The following is a 26,202-nucleotide window of genomic DNA, read 5'->3' as shown; positions in this document are numbered from 1 at the left end:
AGCGCAAAGCGTCAGGCGGTCGGACCGGCGAATGCGTCGATGTCGACGAGCAGTGTGTCCCAGGCTCGCGCGATCTCGAATGACCATTCATCGTTGAGCAGATCGCGCAGCGTATCCCTGATGACGGCGAAGAAGGCCATGAACAGTTGGCGCGGCGTGCCATAGGCGTCGTGGGAAGTGAGCTCGCAGGCGATCAGCCGGAAATGCCCGCGACGTATCCCGGCGAAATCGAGGATGGCCTCCGAGCGAACATCGCGCGTATCTCGGGATGTGCGTCGAGCAGGCGTCGGTAGACGAGGGGCGTGAGATCCGTGCAGCGCGAGGCCGCGAGCGCGAAGCTGATTTCGATCGGATTGGCCGAGGCATCATCGGCAGTTCAGCCGCGCGGACAAAAAAAGAGCGGGGCCCTGGCCCCGCTCAAAAATTGTGTCGACCCTATTATCCCCGATTCTAAGATTTGCTCTTGATTGACGGGGCGACGCTGCATTTTGCGCGCCAGGGGCTCCTCCCGAGACTTGGACCACCAGACTTGGACCTCGCGGCCAGCCTGAGCGAGAGGGATGCTAGATCAACTTTTCTCACTTGTCATCATTTTCAGCAACGAATGTTCAAAATTCGATCAGTAGACGAAACGATCGAGCTTCGTCCCCGGCAAGTATATGACAAATATAAGAAATCTTTGGAGTTCCGGGTCGCTTGAGGTGCCTCAAATGCCCCACCCCAGTGCCGTGCTGCGTTATCCGGGCCATGATTTTCGCCAAATTTGCGCTGGGCCAAGAAGGCGGCGGAACTGATCTCGACTTGGGCGCGACACGGTGTTTAGTTAGTGGACGAACGAACGGTTCGGCGGATGCGCGCGCGGCTTCAAAAATTCCTGCCCCTGATCCTGCTCGCCCTGGCGATGCAGGTGCTGGCGCCGATTGCCGCCTGCTGGGCGACGGGCCTCGCCATTGCCGATCCGCTGTCTGCGGGCGTCATCTGCCACAGTGCGAGCGAGCAGGGCGGCCCGAACGATCAGACCGGCACGCCGACCGCGCATGCCGGGGCCTGCGCCTTGTGCTGCCTGGCCCAGGCCAACGCCTCGCTCGATTCGCCGACCTACGCGGCATTCGCGATTCCCGTCCGCCATGGCGAGCGGGTGCTGTGGCATCCAGTGGATGCGTTCGCCATCGCCTCTCCCGAGGGGACGATCGCTCAGGCGCGCGCCCCGCCTCAATTTTCCTGACCTAGCGACAAACCGAGTCGTCGGCGCGCGCCGTTGCCGCGCCGACGGCGTGCTCAATGGACCGGCCGACGCGCCGGATGTCAGGAATTCAATTGATGTTGCGCATTCGTGCGATCGGGAGCGCGGGCTTGCCCGTGCTTTTCGGACTGCTGTCCTCGATGGGTTCAGACGCGCTCGCCCAGGTTGCCTCGGAAGCGCTTCCCGCGGTGACTGTTGAGGCGCCGAAAACGTCCCGTCCCAAACCAATCACCCGGCCATCGCGGCCGCGCTCCGCTTCGGCGGCCCGCGCAACGAGGCCGGTGGCGGGGAACGCGCCCGATGGCGTCCAGGGACAAAAGAACACGAACGACGCCGGCACAGTGCGGGCCGGTCTCAACCAGTCACCGGCCGGACAGACCGCGACGACCATCGATCGCAGCCAGTTCGACAATCGCCCGTCCTTCTCGGTCGGCGACGTCTTGCGGGACAGTCCGGGCATTTCGGTCAAGCAGGGGAACGGTCCCCGGGATTTCGGCATCTCGATTCGGGGCTCCAATGCCCGGAACGGTTTCGCCATCCGCAACCTCGTGATCTTCGAGGACGGCTTCCCGGTGACGCAGCCGGACGGCCTGTCGCGCAGCGACCTGATCGATCCGCACGCCTATGGCGCGATCGACGTGATCCGGGGACCTTCATCCGCGCTCTATGGCAACTATGCGACCGGCGGCGCGCTCAATTTTCGAACGCGGCCGGGCGGCACCATCGACGGTGTCGAGTACGGCGTGGATGGGGGCAGCTACGGCTACCTCAACAACTACCTGGCGGCCGGCAAGAAGGTCGGGAATTTCGAGGGTTCGCTGTTCGCGAGCGACACTCGGGGCAACGGCTATATCGGCAACAGCTGGTTCAACACGCAGACCGTCAACTTCCTCGGCACCCTCAAGGCGACGCCGGACGACCGCTTCACGGTCAAGATCATCAACAACGACCTCAGCGCGCGGCTGCCGATCCGCTCGTCGCTGCACCAATATTATCAAAACCCTTTCCAGCAGGGATGTGCGACCGGAGCCACAGCTGCGCCGGGGTGCGGGACAGTCAGGTTGTTCAACAATGGTTTCAACGCGACCGGCGGGACCGACATCGAGACGGCCGTGCAGGCCGGGCTCGGCCGCAACGACCGACGGACCATCGTCGGCGGCCGGTGGGAGCACGATTTCGACAACGCCACAACCTGGCGCAACCAGTTCGTGTTCGACGACCGGAACATCAGTCAGCCGACCGGCACGACCAGCGCGATCGGAGATTTTCCATCGTACAACTTCATGAGCGATGTCACCAGGCGGGGCGAAATCCTCGGGCTGGAGTCGACGACATTCTTCGGCGCCTTCTACAACACGTTGGCGGCGTCGAGCGATACACGGAACGTGATGCCGGGAGGAAACGCGACGCTCGGTCGATTGTCGAGCAATCTCCAAAGCGAAACGACCAACTATGGGGTTCGTGCCAGGGAAGAGCTCAAGCTTGCCTATGCACTGACGGCGGTCGCCGGCATCGGCTGGGAGACGACGCTCCTGAAGGGAGTCAACACGGCGTATGCCTATGCCGGCCCCACCGGCATCACCACCGCGACGCTGACGACCGCGGACCGGCAGATTCAGAACGCTGCGCCAGAACTAGCGCTGCTCTACAATCTCAACAACGAATGGCTGTTCCGCGGACGAGTCGCCACGGGCTATGGCACTCCGCAGGTTTCGAATCTCTTTGTCCTTCCGACCGGGTTGTCGGGCAACAACACCCAGCTCCAGGCTCAGAAGAATCTGGGCTATGATCTCGGTTTCGACTGGACTCCGAACAAGACGCTCAAGCTGAGCGCGACCGGCTTTTACGAGTTTTTCCGCAACGAGATCGTCAGTCAGGCAACACCGGTCTCCGGCATATCCTACACCTTCAACGCACCGCGATCGGAGCATCGGGGTATCGAGCTTGCCGCCGACTGGACGTTCTATCCAGGCTGGCGGTTCATGGCGGCGTACACTTATCTCGACGAGGTCTACACCGAATATGTCGAGAACATCACCAATGGCGCCGTGTTCAGCTTCAACCGGGCGGGTAACAAGATTCCCGGGATCTCGCCCAACGAGCTCACCGCTCGAATTGGCTATGACGCGTTCGTCGGGCCGCTGGCCGGCCTCGGTGGCTTCGTCGAGGTCCAATGGAAGGACTCCTTCTACATGGACAATGCGAATTTGCTGAAGGCGCCCGGCTATGAGCTGGTCAACGTGAACGTTCATTACAAGACCGATCTGGTATCCGACACCGTCAGATCCCTGAACCTGTTTCTCGAGGTCAGGAACGTGTTGGACCGCACCTATGTCGCCTCGGCGAACAACATCGCCAACACCGTCACGGGGGCAGGCCTTCAAAACCCTGCGAGTGTGCTCGCAAACACAACCGGATCGATCTACGCGGGCTCGCCGCGCACATTCGTTGCGGGTATGAAGGTGGCGTTCAAATGATCCGGGCTCTCGAAGGGAGTAGGGCGGTGATCCGAAGTGGCTTTCTCGGCATCGTTGCTCTCGTGTTCCTGCATGGCGCGGCGCCCGGGGAGATGCGTGCCCCACCTGCATCCGAAGCGGCGTGTGAGGAACCGACGCTGCGCTGTGCGACAAAGGCGACGCCTGCATTCGGTCCGGACGGCACGCTGTGGCTGGTCTGGATGGCGGGAGGGCAGGTCTCGGTCGCACGCTCGCAGGATGCGGGCCGCAGTTTTTCGTCACCCATCCAAGTCACGACGAAGCGGCTGAACCTCGACTGGGGGCCGGATGCCCGGCCAAAGATCGTGGTCGATCGCAAGGGCGGCATCGCGCTCGCGTTCTCGACCTTCAGGGACGAGTCCTTCAACGGTCAGGTGCTCTACACGCGCTCGGCCGACGGCGGGAAGAGCTTTGCCGAGCTGAGGCCGATCACCTCAGACAATGAGAGCCAGCGGTTTGAGGCGCTGGCGCTCGATCAGGATGGAACGGTGTTCGCGGCCTGGCTCGACAAGCGCAATCGTGTCCCTGCGAAAGAGGCAGGGCGGAAGTACGAGGGAGCGGCGCTTGTCTTTGCCTCGTCGCGCGATGGCGGGGCCACCTACACGGAGGCTGCTCTTGCGCGTGACGGTACTTGCGAGTGCTGCCGATTGGGGTTGACGTTCGCAGCTCCGGGGCGGCCGGCCGTGATCTTCAGGAACCTCTTCGACGGCGGCGTGCGCGATCACGCCATCATGACCTTCGCCGACCTTTCGACACCGGGTGAAATCCGTCGGGTCAGCAACGACGACTGGCAGATCAACGCCTGCCCGCACCACGGGCCGAGCCTCAGCGTCGCGCCGAACGGGACCTATCATGCGGTCTGGTACACCAACGGGAAGGCGCGAAAGGGATTGTTCTATGCGCACTCCCGCGACGAAGGCCGCACGTTCTCGACGCCGATGGCGCTGGGGCGGCCGGATCGCAATCCTACGCGCCCCTTCGTGCTTGCGGGCGCGGCGCGAACGGCGATGGTCTGGAAGGAGTTCGATGGCGAGAAGACGTCGGTCCAGATCACGACTTCCCGCGACGACGGCGAGACCTGGTCGTCGCCGCGAGCGGTATCGAGCACGACCGACACCTCCGACCACCCCTTGCTCGTTTCCAATAGCGGGCAGATCTACCTGTCTTGGATGACGAAGGCCGATGGCTATCGTCTTATTGCGATCGAGGACCAACCATGAGACGTCGACTTGCAGTGATTCTGGGTCTGGGTGTCCTGATCGCATCGGCCTCGGCGCTCGGAGCGCCGCCGGGCCTCAAACCGTTCGAACGCGGCACCTGGCGAAGCGTCCTGAAGGGGCATGAAGGGCGCCCGACGCTCGTGCACTTCTGGGGCGTGACCTGCGGGCCCTGCAAGGTCGAGCTACCCTTGCTCGGGCGGTTTGCAAAAGACCATCCGGACATCGATGTCGTCACGATCAGCGCAGATCTGGTGCCGAACCTGCCGGCCGCCACGCAGTCGATGCTCGACAAGGCCGGGCTGTCGTCGACCGAGAACTTCGTCTTCAACGACGGCTTCGCCGAGCGCTTGCGGTTCGAGATCGACCCCACGTGGCAAGGCGAGATTCCCAGGACCATGCTCATCTCTCCGGAAGGGACCATCACCACGATCGAAGGCTCGGCCGAAATTGCCGACCTCGAAAAGTGGTCGGCGCAACAACTCTCCAAGCACTGAAGCTCAATCTGCAAAGGAACGACTGATATGAAGACAATCTCGAAGAACGTGTTGCTGGCTGCGTTCGCTCTTGCAATCAGCGCAGCTCCGGCGATCGCCGACGACGTCAAGGCCGGCGACCTCGTCATCTCGCAGGCGTGGAGCCGCGCGACGCCCGGCGGCGCAAAAGTTGCCGGCGGCTATCTCGTCATCGAGAACAAGGGGACGGCGTCGGACAGGCTGGTCGGCGTGTCCGCCGATATCGCCGGGAAGGCCGAGATCCACGAGATGGCGATGGATAACGGCGTGATGAAAATGCGCCCGCTCGACAAGGGGCTCGCGGTCGATCCGGGCAAGACGGTGAAGCTCGCGCCCGGTGGCAATCATCTGATGCTCCAGGAGCTGAAGGGCCCGTTCAAGCAGGGCGACAAGGTGCCGGTGACGCTGCAATTCGAGAAGGCCGGCAAGGTCAGCGTCTCCCTCGACGTCCAGGGCGTCGGTGCGCAGGCGCCCGGCGATGCCGGGCATTCGGGCCATATGGACATGAAGAAAATGCCGGACCATTCGGGAATGAAGATGAAGTGAGACTGATCTCAATTCTCGGGAGGCCGAGCATGTCGAAGCGATCCAGCCTGTTCCTGATCACTGCGCTCGCCGCCTCGCCGGCGGCGGCGCACGTCTCGCTCGAGACCAAGCAGGCGACGGTTGGCGCGCCCTACAAGGCCGTCTTCACCGTACCGCATGGCTGCGCGGGCTCGCCGACGGTGAAGATCCGGGTGCAGATCCCTGAAGGGGTGATCGCGGTCAAGCCGATGCCGAAGGCGGGCTGGAGTGTCGATGTCGTCGAGGGCAAATATGCCGGAGAATACGACTATCACGGCAACAAGCTCTCCTCCGGCGTCAAGGAGGTGGCGTGGTCCGGCGGCAAGCTGCCGGACAAGAACTACGACGAGTTCGTCATGCACACGGTCCTGACCGACAAGCTCAAGCCGAACACGATCCTGTACTTCCCCGTCGTCCAGGAATGCGAGACCGGCGTCAGCCGCTGGATCGAAATTCCGGTCGAGGGGGCAGGGCATTCGCATGATGGCAAGTCTGAAGGCAAGTCGCCTGCGCCGGGCGTAAAGCTGTTGCCCCAACCCTGATGCGCGGACTGGCTGCGCTCGCGACGCTGTTCCTCGCTGCCGGGTTTGCGAGCGCGGCGTGGGCGCATGCGGCCCTCGTCTCGGTCGAGCCGGCGAGCGGGAGCATGCTCGCGGGCGCGCCCAAGGCGGTGCAGCTGCGCTTCAACGAGACGGTCACGCCGGGCGCGATCCGGCTGATCGACGGGGCCGGCAGGGCGCGGAACGACCCACATGTCAGCGTGTCGGGCGAGACCATTTCGATCGTGTTGCCGGCGGATCTGCCTGAGGGGACCGCGATCGTCAGCTATCGCGTGATCTCGCAGGACGGCCATCCCGTCACCGGCTCGGGGATCTTTTCGGTCGGCATGCCGACGGCGACGAAGCCTGCGACCGCCGTGGACGGCAGCTTGAACGCGTTGATCTGGCTGGCACGGGTCGGTCTCTATATCGGGCTGTTCGTTGGCGTGGGCGGCGTGTTCTTCGCGCGTTGGATCGCGAGGTCAACGATCAGCACGGCTGTCCCGCGCATGTCGCTCGCCCTCGGCCTTCTCAGCGCGGTGGCGTCCCTTGGTGCATTGGGCCTGGATCTGCTCGGGCTGCCCGTAGCTGCTCTCGCGACGGCTGGCCCCTGGAAGGTCGCATTCGCGACTAGTGCAGGCCCTGCCTTGCTGGTTGCCTTCACGGCGATGCTGTCCGCATTGATCGCGTTGCGTGGCACATGGCACGCGCGCGCCCTTGCGTTGATCGCATTCATCGGTGCCAGTTCGTCGCTCGCCATGACCGGGCACGCCGCGACGGCATCGCCTCGGGTGCTGATGCAGCCGGCGATCTTTCTTCATGGCCTCGGTGTTGCCTTCTGGATCGGCGCGTTGGCCCCGCTTGTCGCTCTGGTGTCGAAGCCGACGAAGGCGACGTTGCCGATCGTGAGCCGCTTTTCCCGCAGCGCCATGCCGGCGGTCGGAGTTCTGGCATTGACCGGGCTTGGTCTTGCAATCGTTCAGCTCGAAAAGCCAGCCGCGCTGATCGAGACCCGCTACGGCCTCATCCTCGTGGTCAAGCTCATGCTGGTCCTCGTGCTGCTGATGCTGGCCGCGCTCAATCGCTATCGACTGACGCCGGCGCTCGCAAAAGCTCGCAAGGCCGCGACGGTCCTCAAGCGCTCGATCTTGCTCGAAATCATCGTCGCTCTCGCAATTCTGGCCGTGGTTGCCGGCTGGCGCTTCACGCCGCCGCCGCGGACCATGGTTCCCGAGACGCCTTTGGCGATCCACATCCACAGCGACAAGGCGATGTTCCAGGTTCTGGTCTCGCCGGGCAAGGCGGGGATCGACGATTTCGTGCTCCAGCTCATGACTGGCGAGGGGACGCCTCTGGCGGCCAAGGAGGCGAGGTTGACGCTGAGCCTGCCCGAGCGCGGCATCGAGCCGATGGAGCGGAAGGCCTCGCTTGGCCCGGACGGCAACTGGCACGTGCGCAAGGTTGAGCTTCCGTTTGCCGGCCGCTGGCATGTGCGGATCGACGCGCTGGTGACCGACTTCGAGCAAATCACGCTTGAAGATGAACTCGAGGTCACGTCGCCGTAAGGCACAGCTCAAGCTGAACCTGAAGTCCGACGGAAAAATGACAGGAATTCCGTTGCCTTAGCGGCTTTTCCTCATTCCCGGTCTTGTATTTTCGCTCTCAATCCGGTTTCACTGCAGACGATCACTGATTCCCAGAGTGTTGCCATGCGGTTGTCGCGGTTCTTTCTGCCCATCCTGAAGGAAAATCCGAAAGAGGCGGAGATCGCCTCGCATCGGCTGATGCTGCGTGCCGGCATGATCCGGCAGGAGGCGGCCGGCATCTATGCCTGGTTGCCGCTCGGCTTTCGCGTGCTGAAGAAGATCGAGCAGATCGTGCGCGAGGAGCAGGATCGCTCCGGCGCGATCGAGGTCTTGATGCCGACTTTGCAGCTCGCCGACCTCTGGCGCGAGAGCGGCCGCTACGATGCCTATGGCCCGGAGATGCTGCGCATCGCCGATCGCCACAAGCGCGAGCTCCTGTACGGGCCGACCAACGAGGAAATGATCACCGAGATCTTCCGCGCCTATGTGAAGTCCTACAAGAACCTGCCGCTGAATCTCTATCATATCCAATGGAAATTCCGCGACGAGCAGCGTCCGCGTTTCGGCGTGATGCGCGGCCGCGAGTTCCTGATGAAGGACGCCTATTCGTTCGACCTCAACGAGGCCGCGGCGCGCGTCGCTTACAACAAGATGTTCGTCGCGTACTTGCGCACCTTCGCGCGGATGGGGCTGAAGGCGATTCCGATGCGCGCCGAGACCGGCCCGATCGGCGGCGATCTCAGCCACGAGTTCATCGTGCTGGCGGAAACCGGGGAATCCGGCGTCTTCATCAATCGCGACGTGCTGGACCTGCCAGTGCCCGGCGAAGACGTGGATTACGAGAACGACCTGACGCCGATCATCAAGCAGTGGACCTCGCTCTATGCAGCGACCGAAGACGTCCACGACGCCGCGCGCTTCGAGCAGGAAGTGCCCGCCGACAAGCGGGTGAACACCCGCGGCATCGAGGTCGGCCAGATCTTCTACTTCGGCACCAAATATTCCGAGCCGATGAAGGCCCTGGTGGCGGGACCTGACGGCGTTGACGTGCCGATCCATGGCGGCTCCTACGGCGTCGGCGTCTCGCGCCTGCTTGGCGCGATCATCGAGGCCTGCCATGACGATGCCGGCATCAAATGGCCGGAGGCGGTGGCGCCGTTCCGCGTGTCGATCCTCAACCTCAAGCAGGGCGATGCGGCCGTCGATGCGGCCTGCGAGAAGCTTTATGCCGAGCTCACGGCCAAGGGCGTCGACGTGCTCTACGACGACACCGACCAGCGCGCCGGCGCCAAATTCGCCGCCGCCGACCTGATCGGTATCCCCTGGCAAATCATGATCGGCCCGAAAGGCCTCGCCGATGGCAAGGTCGAGATCAAGCGGCGAAGCGACGGCTCCCGCGAGACCATGTCGCCCGCCGACGCAGTCGCAAGACTTGTGGGCTGATAAGGCTGGTCGACTGAATATTGTTCATCGCGCGATATCGCGGCCGCCAATCCGGCCACAATTGACCCCGAATCATGGGATTATCGAGCGATGGATGAAACCATGACCGAAACCGTGCAGACCGCGCCTTTTGCGCCATTCGAGTGGATGCTGTCGGCGCGCTATTTGCGGGCGCGCCGCAAGGAGGGATTCATCTCGGTTATCGCCGGGTTCTCCTTTCTCGGCATCATGCTGGGCGTGGCGACGCTGATCATCGTCATGGCCGTGATGAACGGCTTCCGCAAGGAACTGCTCGACAAGATCCTGGGCCTCAACGGCCACATCCTGGTCCAGCCCCTGGAATCGCCGTTGACCGACTGGAAGGACGTTGCCGACCGCCTCAGCCAGGTCGACGGCATTCGGCTCGCGGCGCCGGGGGTGGACGGTCAGGCGCTGGCGTCATCGCCCTGGAACGCCTCCGGCGTGCTGGTGCGCGGCATCCGCTCCGACGACCTCAACAACCTCACCTCGATCGCCAAGAACATCAAGCAGGGCTCGCTCGAGGGGTTTGACGAAGGGCAGGGCGTCGCGATCGGCCGGCGCCTCGCCGACCAGCTCTCGCTGCATGCCGGCGACAGCATCACGCTGGTGGCGCCGAAGGGCGCGGTGACCCCGATGGGCACGACGCCGCGCATCAAACCGTACAAGATCGTCGCGGTGTTCGAGATCGGCATGTCCGAGTACGATCTCGGCTTCGTGTTCATGCCGCTTGCCGAAGCGCAGGCCTATTTCAACCGCAGCAACGACGTCACCTCGATCGAAGTGTTCACCACCAACCCCGACAAGATCGACGCCTTCCGCAAGGCGGTGACGGAGGCCGCCGGCCGGCCGGTGTTCCTGGTCGATTGGCGGCAGCGCAACTCGACCTTCTTCAACGCGCTCCAGGTCGAGCGCAACGTGATGTTCCTGATCCTGACCATGATCGTGCTGGTCGCGGCGCTGAACATCGTGTCGGGCCTGATCATGCTGGTGAAGGACAAGGGAAGCGACATCGCGATCCTGCGTACGATGGGCGCCTCGCAAGGATCGATCATGCGGATCTTCCTGATCACGGGTGCTTCGATCGGCGTGGTCGGGACGCTGGTCGGCTTCTTCGTCGGCCTCGTGATCTGCCTCAACATCGAATCGATCAGGCAATTCCTATCCTGGCTGACCTCGACCGAGCTGTTCTCGCCGGAGCTCTATTTCCTGTCGAAACTGCCCGCCGAGATCGACATCGGCGAGACCACGGCGGTGGTCATCATGGCGCTGACGCTGTCGTTCCTGGCGACGCTGTATCCGTCGTGGCGCGCCGCGCGCCTCGATCCGGTCGAAGCGCTCCGGTACGAGTGAGGGGCTGATGGAGCAGCAGCAGGGGGCTGAAGATGTACCGGTCATTTATCTCCACGAGATAAAGCGGCAGTACTTGCAGGGCGAGGTGCCGCTGACGATCCTGGACGGCGCCAAGCTGGCGCTGTGGGCCGGCCAATCGGTCGCGCTGGTCGCGCCATCCGGTTCGGGCAAGTCGACGTTGCTGCACATCGCAGGGCTCTTGGAGGCGCCCGATTCCGGCGAGGTCTATGTCAACGGCGCGCCGACCTCGCAGCTGCCCGACATCGAGCGTACCCAGCTGCGCCGCACCGATATCGGCTTCGTCTATCAGTCGCACCGGTTGCTGCCGGAGTTCTCCGCGCTTGAGAATGTCATGCTGCCGCAGTTGATCCGCGGCCTGAAGAAGTCCGAGAGCGTCAAGCGCGCCAAGGAGATCCTCGGCTATCTCGGCCTCGGCGACCGCATTACGCATCGCCCCGCCGAGCTGTCAGGCGGCGAGCAGCAGCGCGTCGCGATCGCCCGTGCGGTCGCCAACGCACCACGGGTGCTGTTCGCCGACGAGCCGACCGGCAACCTCGACCCGCACACCGCCGATCACGTGTTCCAGGCCCTGATGCAGCTGGTCAAGGCGACCAAGGTGTCGATGCTGATCGCGACCCACAACATGGAGCTCGCCGGCCGCATGGACCGGCGCGTGTCGCTGTCGAACGGCCAGGTGATCGAGCTCGACTAGCTAATCTTGCGAAAACAACCCCATGCACAGTAGCCAAGTGCCTGGCGGGACTTGCGAAAAAAATCGGCGCTCCGCCGCCCCCTGAGGCTCAAGGCCGGATCACCGTCAATCTGAACGGCCCGCCATTGGCCGCGGCATGCTCCACCGCCGCGTTGGCATGGTCGAGGTCGAAGGCGGCGGTCTCGTATTCCTCGAGCCGCAGTAGCCCGGCACGCACCAGCGCGATCAGGCGGCTTGCGGCATCGGGCGGGTACATCCAGACACCGTGAATGCTGATGCAGTTGCGCATGATCCAGGGGTAGGGCAGCTCGAGCCCCGCGCCGCCCGCCATGCCGACGCCGCCCATCAACACGACCCGGCCATAGGGACGCACGGTCATCACCGCCGCGCGCACCACGGTGGTGCTCACCGAGGGCGGCATGATGTCGAACACGCAATCGATCGGCCCTGGCGCTGCGCGCTTCATCGCCTCGCGGTCGTGGTCTTCGTTGCCGGTGAGCCTGACCGGTTTCACGCGGCTGCCGAAGCGGCGGACGAGGTCGGCCAGGATGGTCTCGTTGCGGCCCGGCGTGACGACGCAGGCGGCGCCCATCGCCAGGGCCACCGAGACGGCTGCGCTGCCGAAATTGCCGGTGGCCCCACTCACCAGCACGGTCTCGCCGGGGTGCAGGTTCGCCGCGAGGAAGCCGCCGTAAGGCACCAGCAGCGTCCCCAGCGCACACCATTGCGTCGCGTCCTCGGACGTGATCGCGCCCAGCCGCTTCACGTTCTCGGTCGGCACGCGCATCTGCTCGGCAAACGAGCCGTGGCGAAAATGCCGTTGCAAGCGCATGCCGCCGGCACCGGCAGCGGTCAGGCCCTGCAGCGCGATGTCGGGCGCGACGGCGTCGTCGCGCGAACGCACCGTCGGATCGCAGAACACCCACTCGCCGATGGCAAGCTTGGTTGCGTCCGGTCCGATCGAACGGACGCGGCCGATGCCGCCCGGACCCGGGATGATCGGCAGCTCGAGTGCATAATTGCGCGTCCCGTCGAAGACCTCGTTCATGTAGGACAGCACGCGTGTGGCGACGACGTCGACAATGACCTCGCCGGTGCCGAGCACCGGTTCCGGGACATTTTCGATCACCAGCGGCGAGCCGAAGGATTTGAGCACGGCAGCTTTCATCATGTTCACCTCAAAGTCGGGTGAAACCGATATGCGCCGCCTTGGCGGGGACAAGAAGGCCTGGTATTATCCTAGTATTCCAGAGGCCCTCCATGCAGGAGCGACGGTAATGGCCGACCCGCGCCGCGTCGAATTCGGCGATTTCCTGAGGTCCCGCCGCGAAAAGCTGTCGCCGAAGATCGTCGGCCTTCCGGCGGGCCGCCGCCGGCGCACCGCCGGCCTGCGCCGCGAGGAGGTCGCGCAGCTCGCTGGCATCGGCGTCGACTGGTACATCCGTCTCGAGCAGGGCCGGACCGTCAGCCCGTCCGTTACCACCATTGACGCGCTGGCCCGCGCACTCCGTCTCAGCAAGACCGAGCACGCGCACCTGAAGGCGCTGGCCCGCGACGGCGCAAGAGGCGCGTTCACGCGCGAGATTGTGCCGCCGCCGATCCGGCGGATGATCGCGAGCCTGCATCAGCCGGCCTACGTCACCGGCCGGCGCTGGGATGTGCTGGCCTGGAACGAGGCGGCCGAGGAGATCTTCGGCTTCGGGAAATTGCCTGAGCAGGACCGCAACACCCTGCTGCTGGTCCTGACCAACAAGCAGACGCGAAAATTCTATGGCGCGAGCTGGACCGACGTCGCCAGGAGCATGGTCGCGATGTTTCGCGCCACCCACGACGTCTGGGCCGGCGATCCCGCTTTCACGGAGCTGCTGACGCGGCTGCGCCAGGGCAGTCCGGAGTTTGTCAAATGGTGGGAAGACCATGATATCCGCAACACCACCTCGGGCCTCAAGACCATGAACCATCCGACCAGGGGCTTGCTCAGGTTCGAGCACACCAGCTTCCAGGCCAACGACGATCCCGCGCTGAAGCTGGTGATCTACACGCCGGTCGGCGGCGCGGACTGACGAACGGGCAGGCTTCAGCTTCCGGAGATTGACCGGCAAGCCTGCTCATCGCTCGCCGTGCAGTCACGGTGTGGGTGCGGGCAAAGGCGTTGCGCTGATGTTCGTACTTGCCGTCCAAGGATTGTCCGTCCAGGGCGTCGGCTGCAGAGGATTCACCGGCCATCGTTTTGCCGGGCCTGCCGCCGCCGAGGTGCACGACGTTCCAAGCTGCGTCCACACCGACGCCAGGCCTGTCGTGTCGATGTTGAAGCTTGTGACGTCAGCCTTTCCTTCCGAGTCCGGCGCGGTTTCGCGAATCTGCAGGGCGTGCGAGGCCAGCACCGCCTTGACCATGTCGGGATCGACGGCGCCGTTCCAGACCTCGTACTTTCCGAACCGCATCGGAGGCCCTCCCGCTTCCTTGCTCGTGTCGGCGCTGGCCGCCATCAGGACGGTTCTCTTGCCGGTGGCCGATGCGTCGATCTCGCCTGCGAACAACAGCGGCACGCGCTTCTTGTTTTCGCAGTAGAGGCGCCACTCCATGATCCGGAACGAGGCGTCGCTCTCCTTCTTCACCGCAGCGACCTTGCTGACGAACGGCCGTGTTCCCTTCTCGAGTCGCCACATCGTCTCGGCCAGCGGTCGCGTGTCGATTCCGAACCGGTAGAGCTCGGGCCGCGTCAGCACGTGCAGGCTTTCGAACTTCACGCTGTGGATCAGCGCATCGAGCTCGCGGCTGATGCCCATCGCCGCAATGAAGGCGGCGCGGTCGCGGTCGGCGCTCGCGATCCGGCGCCGCCGCGTCTCTGCGACCACTTCCGGAGGCGGATTGCCGCGAAGCTGGAGGATCAGCCTGGAATTATGGACCGCCAGCGCGGCATCGGGGGCAACCTCGCGCGAGGTCGCTCCGAGAAACACGTAACCGCAGGCTGAGTTGCACATCGCATGGTAGGTGGTGAGCTCGGCCTCGACCTCGCCGGTCGCATTCTTGATCTTGAGGCATGCAGCGTCCATCTGCGTGCCCGCGGCGCACGCCGTCGCGATCGTCCGGCCAACCCGGGCGATCGCTTTGCGGCTGCGCAGCAGCCGAGCGATCACATAGGACTGCTCCACGTTTCCGCCGGGCGAATGAAGGTAGATCGGCCGCTGCGGGTCCTTGACGCCGGCGAAGAAGCGGCGAACGCGCGAGGCTGCGTCCTGATCGATCTGGCCCTCGATGGCGATCCAGCGGTCGCAACCCGGCCCGCAGGTGTCGGGAGCGCCCCTGGCGAGATAGATCGTCAGCTTGGTCGCAAATCCGTTCTTCTCGGCCGACGATCCTTCTGCACGCAATGCTCCGGAGATCGATAGGGACGTAAGGAGAAGCAGGACTCGGACGAACATCAATTGTGAGACCACGAGGTGAATATCGGCCGCTGACGCTACACGACGGCCGCTGCCTTCACAACTTGAAGTCGCCTACAGTTTCGTTTGTTGGCTGGGCCAGAATGGGCCATTCTGCTTTCCCCGAAATTGCTGGACGCGTCAGCCGCGATCCGATCTTCCGGAACCTTAGCTCATTCATGAGGTTATCAGGAGCGCCGGTGCCGATCTCTCGCTGGCTCGAAGCTGATGCCGCCAGATTGCTTAAACGACATTCGGTGACGTGAACAAATTGACGGGGGAGTCAGATGACAACGGCGGCCGGGGAGAACTCGACCGATCGCAATGCCGTCTTGGCTGCCCTTGGGGACTACATCCGGGAGATCGCCAACCCTGACGATCTCGCCTATGCGGCGGCAGAGTTGCTCGGCCGCAGCCTCAAGGTCAGCCGGGCGGGCTACGGGACCGTCGATACGTCCGCCGAGACCATCACCATCGCTCGCGATTGGAACGCGCCGGGCATTTCGAGTCTGGCAGGAGTGCTGCACTTCCGCGACTATGGCGACTATATTGAAGACCTGAAGCGAGGCGAAACCGTCATCTGTGCCGACGCGGAGAAAGATCCTCGCGTTGGCGACCGCGCCCGTGCGCTCGAAGCGATATCCGCTCGCGCGCTCGTCAACATGCCCATCTCGGAGCCCGACGGGGTCGTAGCGCTCCTGTATCTCAACGACGCAACACCGCGGCAATGGAGCCCCGAGGAACTCGAGCTCATCCACGACGTCGCGGAGCGCACGCGCACCGCAGTCGAGCGGCGACGCGCCGAGGCGGCAGTGCGGGAGAACGAGAGCCGCCTGCTGTTCCTGGATGCTCTCAGCAGGGAGACGGCCAAGACTCGCGATGCCGACGGCGTGATGGCGGTGACGACGAGGATGGTCGGTGAGCATCTCGGAGTGTCGAACTGCGCTTATGCCGACATGGATCCCGATCAGGACGGCTTCACCATCCGCGGGGATTGGGCGGCCCCCGGCGCGATGCACATCCTCGGTCATTACAGTCTGGCTGATTTCGGCGAGAAGGCGGTGCGAGACCTTCGCGCCGGCAGGCCTCTCGTCATCAACGACAATCTGAAGGAGATCGCGCCGCAGGAAGCAGCCACCTTTCAGAGCATCGGTATCGGGTCGACGATCTGCATGCCACTGGTGAAGGCAGGCCAGCTTACCGCTTTGATGGCCATCCATCATCGCGGCCCCCATCAATGGACGCCCCGCGAACTCGCGTTGCTCACGGAGGTCACCGAACGGTCGTGGGCCCATATCGAGCGCGTTCGATCGGAACAGGCCGCGCGAAACGCGGCCGAACGCCTGAGCCTTGCCAACAAGGCGGCAGGCATCGGCACCTGGGATTACGATCCGGTCAACGACGTCCTTGGCTGGGATAATCGCTGCAAGGAGGTGTTCGGCTTGTCGCCGGAAGCAGCAGTGAGCTACGAGGGGTCGTTCCTGAAAGGCATCCACCCTGATGACAGGCAGCGCGCTCATGAGGCCGTGTCCGCCGCTCTCCGGCCGGATTCCCCGCAAAGCTACAACATCGAATACCGAACCATCGGCATCGAGGATGGTATCGAACGCTGGATCGCCGCGACCGGCGAGGCCATCTTTTCCAAGGGCAAAGCCGTCCGCTTCATCGGGACCGTGCTGGATATTTCGGCGCAGAAGAAGACCGAGCGCCAACTCAGGATATTGAACGATACCGGTGCCTCCGTCGCCCGCGAGCGCGACCTCGAAACGATCGTGCAGATCGTGACCGATGCCGGCGTCGAGCTGACAGGCGCCCAGTTCGGAGCGTTCTTCTACAACGTCCTGGCGGCGGACGGCGGCAGCTACATGCTCTATTCGCTATCCGGTGTGCCGCGATCCGCCTTCGACAACTTCCCGATGCCGCGCAACACCGCGGTGTTCGAGCCGACGTTCAAGGGCACGGGCGTGGTGCGGTCCGACGATATCCTGCAGGACCCGCGCTATGGCAAGAACGCGCCGCGCAAAGGCATGCCCGAGGGACATCTTCCGGTCCGATCCTACCTCGCTGTTCCCGTCATCTCGCGCGCCGGAGAAGTTCTCGGCGGGCTCTTCTTCGGCCATGCCGAGACGGGCCAATTCCAGGCGGAGCACGAGAGCGCATTGCTCGGCATCGCGGGCCATGCCGCCACCGCCATCGACAACGCCCGCCTCCTGACCCGGCTCGAGGCGCTCAATGCCGAACTCGAGAAGCGTGTCGCCGACGAGATTGCCGAACGCATGAAGGCCGAAGAGCAATTGCGGCAATCCCAGAAGATGGAGGCCGTTGGGCAGCTGACCGGCGGGATCGCGCACGACTTCAACAACATGCTGGCCGTCATTCTGGGAGGCTTGAATCTCGCCAAGCGGCGGCTCGGCAAGGGCGAGGTCAATATCGAGCGCTTCATCGAGGGCGCGATCGACGGAGCAAATCGCGCTGCCACCTTGACGCAAAGGCTGCTCGCGTTCTCGCGGCAACAGCCGCTGGCGCCTGAGGTGGTGGACATCAACAAGATGGTCGGCGGCATGAGCGAACTGCTCGAACGGTCGCTCGGAGAGCTTGTTCGCCTCGAAACGGTCCTCGCGGCCGGACTTTGGCGCGTCAAGGCAGACCCGGCCCAACTCGAAAGCGCTGTCATCAACCTTGCGGTCAATGCGCGCGATGCCATGCCCAAGGGCGGCCGGCTGACGATAGAGACCAGCAATGCCTCGATCGACCGAAAATATGCCCGGGAATACGCATTGTCGCCCGGACAATATGTTCTCATTGCAATAACCGATAACGGCACCGGGATTCCGGCGGACGCGCTGGGAAAGGTGTTCGATCCCTTCTTCACGACCAAGGCCGTGGGCAAGGGCACCGGCCTCGGCCTCAGCCAGGTCTACGGGTTCGTGCGGCAATCGGGCGGCCACGTCAAAATCTATTCGGAAGTCGACGTCGGCACGACCGTGAAGGTCTATCTTCCACGCTTCGCCGGCGAGGAGGCAGCCGCGACGTCGTCCCAGGGCGTGACACATCCGGGTGCTAGCCTTCAGGGCGAGACCATCCTGGTCGTCGAGGACGATGAGCGGGTCCGTGGCATCTCATCCGAAAGCCTGCGCGAGCTCGGCTATACCGTCGTCGAAGTCGCGAGTGCCAAGGAGGCGATCAGGACGATTGAAAACGGCCTCGTTCCGGATCTGCTGTTCACCGATGTTGTCATGCCCGAGATGACAGGCGCTGAGCTTGCAGCCAAGCTGTCGAAACGATACCCGGATCTGAAGGTGCTGTTCACCACCGGCTACACGCGCAACGCCATCGTTCACAATGGCATGCTCGACGCCGGCAAGCACCTGCTCTCCAAGCCCTTCGCGATCGAAGACCTGGCCGCCAAAGTTCGTGCCTTGCTGGACGAAGTTTGATCCTCCGTTCGGTCCGATCATCCAGCGGACGATCGTCGCCAACAAACGGATCAGGGATTTGACCGTAGCCATTCCGAAAAGGCGCGGATCGTTCTCGCACGCGGATGGCCTGGCTTGCTGACCACGTGGAAGCCGTAGCCGGGCAAGCTCAACTTGAACGCCTTCACGAGCGTCCCGGCGGCGAGGTCGCGTGCCGTCAGGACATCACTGAACACTCCGATTCCTTGTCCTGCGATCACCGCCTCGATGGCGTGCAGTTCCTCCCGGAAGCTCAGATGCTGCAGGTCCTTGAATGCGGGGACTTCGTGCCATCTGCGCTGAGCCGCGGCGAGCCAGCGCTGCCAGGTGGGCGGGTCACGATCGGCGGGCGACCAATAGGAGTGGATCAGGACGTGATTTGCGAGATCGACTGGGCGCTTCAGGCGCCTCGTTGCAAGCAGGCGCGGACTGCAGATGACCCAGAATGTGTCGCTGAAGAGATCTTCGACGATGCCGTCTGCCGGCCGCACCCGGCTGGTCGCGTAGCGAATGGCAACATCGCCGTCTCCGGCCTGCAGATCGAGCACCGTGTCAGTGCCGATGACGTCCAGTGGCACGTCGGGATGCAACTTCCGCCACAGCGGCAGGCGGGGCACCAGCCAGCGGCTGGCGAATGCGTTGGTCGTCGTCACGCGAAGCGGCTGTTGCGTGCCGTCCTGCTTGACGGTTGCGATGGCCGCAGCGAACACCTCGAGCCCACCGCGTATGGCGGGGGAAAGCCGCACGCCGGCATCAGTCAGCGAGAGCGGTCGTGGCCTGCGGCGGAACAGAGCGCGACCGCAATACTGCTCGAGCAGCCCGATCTGGTGGCTGATCGCCGTTGGCGTCACGCCGAGTTCTGCTGCAGCCTTCTTGAAGCTGAGATGGCGGGCGGCGGCTTCAAAAGCGCGAAGCTCGATCAGCGGCGGCAGCTTGTGCATGCCTCCCAGTGTAGGTGAAATTAATTCATCGTCACCTGAATTCTTCGGATTTGCGCCGAGGCAGTCCGCGGTCGAGGATATGGCGGGTCAAGCTGAGGAGACCATGTCATGTCGTCCATCGCATCTGTCGCCAGCGCTGCCGCTGATCTTAGCGCCTCTTTCGGAGGACAACTCCTCAAACCAGCGGACCAGGGCTACGAGGAGGCGCGAAAGGTCCACAACGGGTTGGTCGACAAACGGCCGGCATTGATTGCCAGGTGCCGCAGCGTGGCCGATGTCGTCGATGCCGTCGCTCTTGCGACCAAGCTCGGCCTTGAGGTCGCAGTTCGCGGCGGTGGCCATAATGTGGCAGGGCGCGCAACCATCGACGGCGGGATCATGATCGACCTCTCGCCCATGAAGGGCGTGCGGGTCGACCCTGTCGGTCGGACCGTCTGGGCGCAGGGCGGGGTCACCTGGGGCGAGCTCAATCGCGAGACGCAGCTTCATGGGCTTGCGGTCACCGGGGGTGTGGTTTCGACCACGGGGATCGCCGGCCTGACCCTCGGCGGAGGAATCGGCTGGCTCATGGGCAAGCATGGTCTCGCCCTGGACAATCTGCGGGCCGTCGAACTCGTCACGGCTGACGGCAAGGTACTGCGGGCCAGCACGAAAGATGAGCCCGATCTGTTCTGGGCCGCTCGCGGCGGCGGCGGAAACTTCGGGATTGCCATCGCACTCGAATACGATCTTCATTCGGTCGGACCGATCATCACCGGCGGCCCGATCGTACATCCCATCGAGCGCTCCCGCGACGTGCTCGAATTTTTCCGGACCTGCACGCGATCGCTCGCGGACGAGCATATGCTGTTCGCATCCTTGACCCATGCGCCAGACGGATCCGGCACAGAGGTCGCCGCCCTGGTCACCAGCCACTGCGGACCCGTGGCGGATGCCGAACGAGCGGTGCGGCCGCTGAAACAGTTCGGGACTCCGATCCTGGATGCAGTCGGGCCGATACCCTATTGCGAACTCAACCGCATGCTCGACGCCAATTATCCGAAAGGCGCCTTCAACTATTGGAAATCGAACTTCCTCGCGGAGTTGAGCGATGGCGCGATTGCGACCATGATCGAATGTTTCGCGCGCTGTCCGACCCCCATGGGTCAGCTCCTCCTCGAACATATTCACGGCGCGGTGGCTCGTGTCGATGCGGGAGACACCGCATTTCCGCATCGACAGGAGGGCTATAACTTCTTGATTCTGGCGCAGTGGACGCAGCCCAGCGATACGAACCGTTGCATTGCTTGGGCGCGCGACACTCACGAAAGGATGCGGCCCTTCTTTGCCTCCGGCCGCTATGTCAATTATCTCGATGATGACGAGACAGGCGATCCTGTCGCTGCCGCCTATGGACCGAACTACCGGCGCCTGCAGCGGATCAAGGCAAAATACGACCCGACGAACTTCTTCCGTATGAACCAGAATATCCGGCCGCTCGCCTGATCATCGACTGAGGACTGGTTGCCCTCATGGCTGTCGTGTGCCGACCTGCTCGCATCGATGATTTGGCCAGAGCCGACGAGATCGTGGTCGCGAGCATCAACGAGCTCACGCAACGGCGGGGGGTCGGCAAGATGGCATCCTCTCAGCCGCTGAGTTTTCAGGCCTTCTCGCTTGCGGATGATCCCGCCGGTCTGTGGGTCGCCGATGACGACGGAGAAATCGTCGGCTTTGCGTGGAGCTGGGTATGTGGCGAGCTTTGGTTTCTGGCGCAGCTGTTTGTCGCGCCTGACCGGCAGAGCGACGGCATTGGCAATCAACTCATCAGCAAGACATTCGCGCACGCGGAAGCGCGCGGAACATCCCTCAAGGCGCTGATCACCTTCACCTTCAACAACGTGTCGCAGGGCCTCTACATCCGCCATGGACTGTTTCCGCGCTGTCCGATCTACATGGTCAGCGTGCCTCGTGACCGCCTGGCGTCACGGCTGGCCGGGCCGCGGCTCCATCTCGAACCCCTTGCTGCTCCGGCGCCCCGGTTCGAGGACCTTGTGCCCATTGATATCAGTGCTCTCGGCGTTTCCAGAGCAAAGCATCACCGATATCTCCTGGGCGACAGCACGACGAACGGGTTCACCATTCATGCCGGCCGTGAATGCGAAGGGTATGTCTATATCTCGGACGGACACATTGGCCCGCTCGCCGTGCGCCGGCTCGATCTCGTTGGGCCCGCCTTTGCGGCTGCGCTTTCATTCGCGGCACGGAGCGATGTCCCGATCATCTCGGCCTTTGTGCCGGGTACGAGCGAGCCGGCGCTCAAGGTGGCGATCGACCACGGCATGCATCTGAAATTCCCGATGCTGCTGATGTCTGATCGACAGTTCGGCGATTGGGCCAGGTATCTCCCGCGTAATCCCGGCTTCATGTAGGTCCGCCCCGGGGCTGGCTATACCACGTTCTCGGAACGCTGAGGCGGCTCCGCGAACGATCTTGGCACACTCCATTTGCAAGCCGTCCTCGCAAGCGCTATGCCGCAGCTTTCGAGAAGAGCCGCCACATGACCATCTCCGACGACAACGACCTGACGCGCCTGCAGGAGATCGGGCGCATCGTCGCCAACACACTGGAGGCGATGGGCAAGGCGCTCGAGCCGGGCATGACCACCTCCGAGCTCGACCGGATCGGGCGAAGGCTCCTGGAGGTCGCCGGGGCACGCTCGGCGCCGGAGCTGGCCTACGATTTTCCCGGCGCGACCTGCATCAGCGTGAGCGAGGAGATCGCGCACGGCATCCCCGGTGAGCGGCGGATCGCGCGCGGCGACCTCGTCAACATCGACGTGTCGGCCGAGAAGAATGGGTTCTTTGCCGATACGGGCGCCTCGTTTGCCGTTCCGCCCGTCACCCGCGCGGTCGAACGGCTCTGCCGCGACGGCCGGCGGGCGATGTGGACCGGGCTGCGGCAGGGGGGCGCCGGCAAACCGATGGCCGGCATCGGCCAGGCGATCGGGACCTTTGCTCGGAAGCACGGCTACAGCCTGGTCAGGAATCTCGCCAGTCACGGCGTCGGCCTGTCGCTCCATGAGGAGCCGACGGAGATCGCAACATGGCCCGATCGCTCCGAACGTCGCATCATGACCGATGGCCTGGTGTTCACCGTCGAGCCGTTCCTCTCCATGGGCGCGGAGTGGGCGGAGAATGGCGATGATCCGTGGACGCTCTACAGCAGTCCCGCAGCGCCGACGGTGCAGTACGAGCACACTGTTGTCGCCACAAAGCACGGCCCGTTGATTGTGACGATGGCGGGCTGAGGCGACCGGGACCGGGACGCCTTATGCCTTGCCTGACCTGCGCCGACGTCATGCCACCGGATCGCAGGCGGAAGCCGAGCGGCTTCGGTGGTCCGGCGCCAGCGGGGGCGCAAGTGGAGCTGCCTCGCGTTGCGCGATGATGCCGGCCGGCGCAGGCCCGGTGTCGCGCCAGGCGATGATCCAGATCAGGAATCCGAGAAGCGCCAGCGCTGCGCCGACAGGGCCGGTGGAGGTCCAACCCAGTCCCTCGCGGATCGCAAGACCCCCGAGGAACGGGCCGAGCGCGTTGGCCGTATTGAATGCCGAATGATTTAGCGCGGCCGCCAGCGCCTGTGCATCTCCCGCAACATCCATCAGCCGCGTCTGCAGGATGGCGCCGAGCGAGACGCTGGCGCCGATGGCGAAGATGTCCGCCGCGAGCAGCCAGGGATTGCCGGCCGCAAGCGGGAATGCCAGCAGCGCGACTGCGGCAAACAGCAGGATGACGCCCGCCGTCGGCATCAAGGCACGGTCGGCGAAGCGCGGTACGAACAGGTTGCCCAATGTCGCGCCGATGCCGAACACAGCCAGGAAGAACGGGATGACCGCGGTGCTGACCTTGGTGACCTCGATCAATGTCGTCGCAAGATACGTATAGACCGCGAACATGCCGCCGAAGCCGATGGCGCCGATCGCGAGCGTGATCCAGACGCGGCCGCTCCTGAGCGCGCCGAGCTCGCGCAACGGATCGGACTTGCCGGCCTGATCGCGCGGCGCGAACAAGGCGCAGAGCAATACTGTGAGCAACGCCAGCACCGAGACGAGGCCGAAGCTCGCGCGCCAGCCGGCTGCCTGTCCGATCAGATTGGCGAGCGGCACGCCGATGATGGTGGCAGAGGTCAGGCCGAGCATAATTTGGCCGACCGCCTGCGAGCGACGATGCTGGGGAACCAGCGAGGCCGCGACCAGTGCGGCGATGCCGAAATAGGCGCCGTGCGGCAATCCGGAGAGAAAACGGGCCGCGATCATCGCGCCATAGCCGGGCGCAAGCGCCGTGAGCGCATTGCCGAGCGCGAACACGGCCATCAGTGCCAGCAGCTGCGTGCGCCGGGCGAATCGCGCGCCGAGCACGGCGATCAGCGGCGCCCCCAGCACCACGCCGAGCGCATAGGCACTGATCGCGTGGCCCGCTGTCGGCTCGTCGATACCGAGATCGGTGGCGAAGAACGGCAACAGGCTCATCGATGCGAATTCGGTGGTTCCGATCGCAAAGCCGCCCATAGCAAGCGAGAACAGCACGATGGCAAGGCGAGGGGGCGCGGAAGCCGGAGCTGATTTTGCGCGACGCGAGGCCGCTTGAGACGAAGTCGTCATGAGTCCTGCATTGGTGGCGGCAACGGGAACCAGCCCAGCGAACGTCGCCACCCTTGCAAGATTTGTCTGTCGTACTTAAACTGCGATCAGCCCGCGTCAACACAAGAGCACCGGCGGAGAGCCGACTGCATATCAGCGTCCCGCACGTGCCGAACCGGGGTTGGCCGACCGCGATGGGCGAGGAGGCTTTTTCAGCGGATAGTATGGATTCACGGTGCAGCTCGCCGAGCGTCCGACGGCGAGATATCTGCACTGCTCGAGCGAGCCGTAGCGGCAATCGAAATAGCCGACGGGGCCGTAGATCTGCATGCAGACCGGATAGCCCGGATCGTAGGTCTGCGCGGGTGCCGGTCCGTCCGCGAGAAGCAGGCCTATGGCGGCGAGCGTGAGACAGGCGCCGCGCATCTCAGCGCGGCAGGTAGATGCCGGGCGAATAGCCCGGCGTCTGTGCGCGCGGACGATTCTGATAGGCGTAGGGGTCGTCGCTCTGTCCGGCGAAATACGGATTCGCGATGCAGGTCAGCGCGCGTCCCGATGCGCTCGCCTGGCACTGCGCGTAGGTGTCAAACCTGCAATTGCTCAGCCCGGGCCATTCATCGCCGGTGAGACAGAACGGATGATGCGTGCCGAATGCGTGCGCCGGTGTGCTGGCGTTCGACAGAAGTGCAAATGTGGCGAGCGCGAGCGAGAATGTGGCGACAATGGGGAGGGCAATTCGTTTCGGCATCTTCAATTCTCCATCACGCGAATGTGCGCGCGACGTTGTTACGCGCATATGCAATTTATCTCGTGTCGCCAACAATGGAACTACAGAAAACACTTGTTTCAAGGGGTTTCCCGCGCGCGCTGATAAACCTTCATTAATGAAGCGCGGGCCTTTGGAGCGAACTGTTGCGTCGAGGTTACAGCAATTCCGTCGATCGCTGTTATGACCACTGCACGGCCAGGGGGCCTAACGACGAAACTGGAACGGGACTCAAATGAAGAAGAATTTGTTGCTTGCTGCTGTGAGCCTTGTTGCGCTCAGCGCGACTGCGCCGGCACTGGCTGCTGACCTCGCAGCACGGCCCTACACCAAGGCGCCTGCGATGGTCGCCGCGATCTACGACTGGAGTGGCTTCTACATCGGTATCAACGGCGGCGGCGGTTCCGCTCACAGCACCTGGGATCTCGTCGGTGGTGGCCGCGAAGGTTCGCACGATGCGACCGGCGGCACGGTCGGTGGCCAGATCGGCTATCGCTGGCAGTCCGGCCAGTGGGTGTTCGGCGTGGAAGGTCAGGGCAACTGGGCCGACTTCTCGGGCGACAATGTCAGCGCGCTGTTTGCCACTCGCAATCGCTCGAAGATCGACTCGTTCGGTCTGATCACCGGTCAGGTCGGCTACGCCTGGAACAACGTCCTGCTCTACGTCAAGGGCGGTGCGGCTGTGGTCGGCGTCAAGTACGACGTGTTCAGCACGGCCTCGGGTGCGTTGCTGTCCTCGAACGACCAGACCCGTTGGGGCGGTACGGTCGGTGCTGGCCTCGAGTACGGCTTTGCGCCGAACTGGTCGGTTGGCGTCGAGTACAACCACATCTTCCTGTCGGACAAGGACGTCACCTTCGCCGGTCTCGCCGGCACCGACCGCATCAAGCAGGACGTCGACATGGGCCTCGTCCGCCTGAACTACAAGTTCGGCGGCCCGGTCCTCGGCCGTTACTGAGATCGATCGCTCTCTCGAGCGTTCGTCGAAGCCCCGGCCTCGGCCGGGGCTTTTTTATTGCGTGAATTCAGCGAGTTAACCATTGCCTTTAGAGATCACCTGACGCGCTTGACTCCCGAGAACGAAATGAGAACAATGTTCTTCATACGTTCTAGCAAAGGAGCGAGACATGTTCAGGGTTTTCGTCGAAGAGGCCGCCGCACTGGCGTCGATCACGCTGTTCGTCGGGATGATCGCGATCTGGGCCCAGGTCATACCCCAGCTCTGAGTCCCGGCCCTTCAAAGCGTGTCTGGTTGGGGAAAAGCGGGACGACGCGGCGAAGCGGCCGCTCCGGCGTGGACTCTCGCGGC

At 63.8% G+C, this 26,202-nt stretch carries 22 protein-coding genes and 1 pseudogene; 16 read left to right on the top strand and 7 right to left on the bottom strand.

What is annotated here, in order from left to right:
• Positions 1-11 precede the first annotated feature (11 nt).
• A pseudogene (locus X268_RS16860) lies at positions 12-349 on the bottom strand (globin).
• 501 nt (positions 350-850) lie between these two features.
• Between X268_RS16860 and X268_RS16855 the strand changes: the two are divergent.
• From X268_RS16855 to X268_RS16810, 10 genes are all read left to right on the top strand, one after another.
• Entirely contained in the window at positions 851-1,225 is a 375-nt protein-coding gene (locus X268_RS16855) for a DUF2946 family protein (protein ID WP_128925989.1), read from the top strand.
• 95 nt (positions 1,226-1,320) lie between these two features.
• Positions 1,321-3,720: a TonB-dependent receptor family protein gene (locus tag X268_RS16850; RefSeq protein ID WP_128925988.1), complete on the top strand. Its 2,400-nt coding sequence runs from the start codon at positions 1,321-1,323 to the stop codon at positions 3,718-3,720.
• 26 nt (positions 3,721-3,746) lie between these two features.
• Entirely contained in the window at positions 3,747-4,958 is a 1,212-nt protein-coding gene (locus X268_RS16845) for a sialidase family protein (protein WP_128925987.1), read from the top strand.
• Positions 4,955-5,452 carry a TlpA family protein disulfide reductase gene (locus X268_RS16840; protein ID WP_128925986.1) on the top strand — a complete coding sequence of 166 codons (498 nt, stop codon included), beginning with the start codon at positions 4,955-4,957 and terminating at the stop codon, positions 5,450-5,452. Before X268_RS16845 ends, X268_RS16840 begins: the two co-directional genes overlap by 4 nt.
• Positions 5,453-5,479: 27 nt before the next feature.
• The gene (locus X268_RS16835; RefSeq protein ID WP_128925985.1) at positions 5,480-6,016 is read left to right on the top strand and encodes a copper chaperone PCu(A)C; all 537 of its coding nucleotides are present in this window, start codon (positions 5,480-5,482) and stop codon (positions 6,014-6,016) included.
• Positions 6,017-6,045: 29 nt separating this feature from the next.
• Positions 6,046-6,576, top strand: coding sequence for a YcnI family copper-binding membrane protein (locus X268_RS16830; protein ID WP_128925984.1), 531 nt, complete (start codon positions 6,046-6,048; stop codon positions 6,574-6,576).
• Complete coding sequence (locus X268_RS16825) at positions 6,576-8,138, top strand: copper resistance CopC/CopD family protein (RefSeq protein WP_128925983.1); 1,563 nt, start codon at positions 6,576-6,578, stop codon at positions 8,136-8,138. Before X268_RS16830 ends, X268_RS16825 begins: the two co-directional genes overlap by 1 nt.
• A 144-nt stretch (positions 8,139-8,282) precedes the next feature.
• Complete coding sequence (proS, locus tag X268_RS16820) at positions 8,283-9,602, top strand: proline--tRNA ligase (protein WP_128925982.1); 1,320 nt, start codon at positions 8,283-8,285, stop codon at positions 9,600-9,602.
• Between the two features lie 90 nt (positions 9,603-9,692).
• A complete protein-coding gene (locus tag X268_RS16815; RefSeq protein ID WP_128925981.1) occupies positions 9,693-10,973 on the top strand; it encodes a lipoprotein-releasing ABC transporter permease subunit in 1,281 nt (426 codons plus the stop codon).
• 7 nt (positions 10,974-10,980) lie between these two features.
• Entirely contained in the window at positions 10,981-11,685 is a 705-nt protein-coding gene (locus X268_RS16810) for an ABC transporter ATP-binding protein (protein ID WP_128925980.1), read from the top strand.
• An 88-nt stretch (positions 11,686-11,773) separates the two neighbouring features.
• Here X268_RS16810 and X268_RS16805 read toward each other — a convergent pair whose 3' ends face one another.
• On the bottom strand, positions 11,774-12,853 hold the full coding sequence (locus X268_RS16805; protein ID WP_164938144.1) for a quinone oxidoreductase family protein: 1,080 nt from the start codon (positions 12,851-12,853) through the stop codon (positions 11,774-11,776).
• A gap of 109 nt (positions 12,854-12,962) precedes the next feature.
• Here X268_RS16805 and X268_RS16800 point away from each other — a divergent pair, with 109 nt between their 5' ends.
• Complete coding sequence (locus X268_RS16800) at positions 12,963-13,748, top strand: helix-turn-helix transcriptional regulator (RefSeq protein ID WP_128925978.1); 786 nt, start codon at positions 12,963-12,965, stop codon at positions 13,746-13,748.
• A gap of 63 nt (positions 13,749-13,811) precedes the next feature.
• On the opposite strand, the gene X268_RS16795 is transcribed toward X268_RS16800, so the two are convergent.
• Positions 13,812-15,059: a COG3904 family protein gene (locus X268_RS16795; RefSeq protein ID WP_347341915.1), complete on the bottom strand. Its 1,248-nt coding sequence runs from the start codon at positions 15,057-15,059 to the stop codon at positions 13,812-13,814.
• 338 nt (positions 15,060-15,397) lie between these two features.
• On the opposite strand from X268_RS16795, the gene X268_RS16790 reads away from it, so the two are divergent.
• Complete coding sequence (locus tag X268_RS16790; protein ID WP_128925976.1) at positions 15,398-18,547, top strand: GAF domain-containing hybrid sensor histidine kinase/response regulator; 3,150 nt, start codon at positions 15,398-15,400, stop codon at positions 18,545-18,547.
• A 50-nt stretch (positions 18,548-18,597) separates the two neighbouring features.
• Here X268_RS16790 and X268_RS16785 read toward each other — a convergent pair whose 3' ends face one another.
• A complete protein-coding gene (locus X268_RS16785; protein ID WP_128925975.1) occupies positions 18,598-19,506 on the bottom strand; it encodes a LysR substrate-binding domain-containing protein in 909 nt (302 codons plus the stop codon).
• A gap of 108 nt (positions 19,507-19,614) precedes the next feature.
• On the opposite strand from X268_RS16785, the gene X268_RS16780 reads away from it, so the two are divergent.
• The 3 genes from X268_RS16780 to map all read left to right on the top strand — a co-directional run bounded on the left by X268_RS16780 (position 19,615) and on the right by map (position 22,795).
• Positions 19,615-20,991 carry an FAD-binding oxidoreductase gene (locus X268_RS16780; protein ID WP_128925974.1) on the top strand — a complete coding sequence of 459 codons (1,377 nt, stop codon included), beginning with the start codon at positions 19,615-19,617 and terminating at the stop codon, positions 20,989-20,991.
• A 26-nt stretch (positions 20,992-21,017) separates the two neighbouring features.
• Positions 21,018-21,917 carry a GNAT family N-acetyltransferase gene (locus X268_RS16775; RefSeq protein ID WP_164937774.1) on the top strand — a complete coding sequence of 300 codons (900 nt, stop codon included), beginning with the start codon at positions 21,018-21,020 and terminating at the stop codon, positions 21,915-21,917.
• Positions 21,918-22,045: 128 nt separating this feature from the next.
• Complete coding sequence (gene map / locus X268_RS16770; RefSeq protein ID WP_128925973.1) at positions 22,046-22,795, top strand: type I methionyl aminopeptidase; 750 nt, start codon at positions 22,046-22,048, stop codon at positions 22,793-22,795.
• A 48-nt stretch (positions 22,796-22,843) separates the two neighbouring features.
• Here map and X268_RS16765 read toward each other — a convergent pair whose 3' ends face one another.
• From X268_RS16765 to X268_RS16755, 3 genes are all read right to left on the bottom strand, one after another.
• Entirely contained in the window at positions 22,844-24,148 is a 1,305-nt protein-coding gene (locus X268_RS16765; protein WP_164937773.1) for an MFS transporter, read from the bottom strand.
• A 132-nt stretch (positions 24,149-24,280) separates the two neighbouring features.
• Entirely contained in the window at positions 24,281-24,553 is a 273-nt protein-coding gene (locus X268_RS16760) for a DUF3551 domain-containing protein (RefSeq protein WP_128925971.1), read from the bottom strand.
• A gap of 1 nt (position 24,554) precedes the next feature.
• Positions 24,555-24,875, bottom strand: coding sequence for a DUF3551 domain-containing protein (locus X268_RS16755; RefSeq protein WP_128929293.1), 321 nt, complete (start codon positions 24,873-24,875; stop codon positions 24,555-24,557).
• A 253-nt stretch (positions 24,876-25,128) separates the two neighbouring features.
• Here X268_RS16755 and X268_RS16750 point away from each other — a divergent pair, with 253 nt between their 5' ends.
• Entirely contained in the window at positions 25,129-25,851 is a 723-nt protein-coding gene (locus X268_RS16750) for an outer membrane protein (RefSeq protein WP_128925970.1), read from the top strand.
• Positions 25,852-26,202 lie beyond the last annotated feature (351 nt).

The organism is Bradyrhizobium guangxiense (assembly GCF_004114915.1).
GTDB lineage: Bacteria > Pseudomonadota > Alphaproteobacteria > Rhizobiales > Xanthobacteraceae > Bradyrhizobium > Bradyrhizobium guangxiense.
Note: the sequence above shows the minus strand (reverse complement) of the source record. Positions and strands in the feature narration are given on the sequence as shown.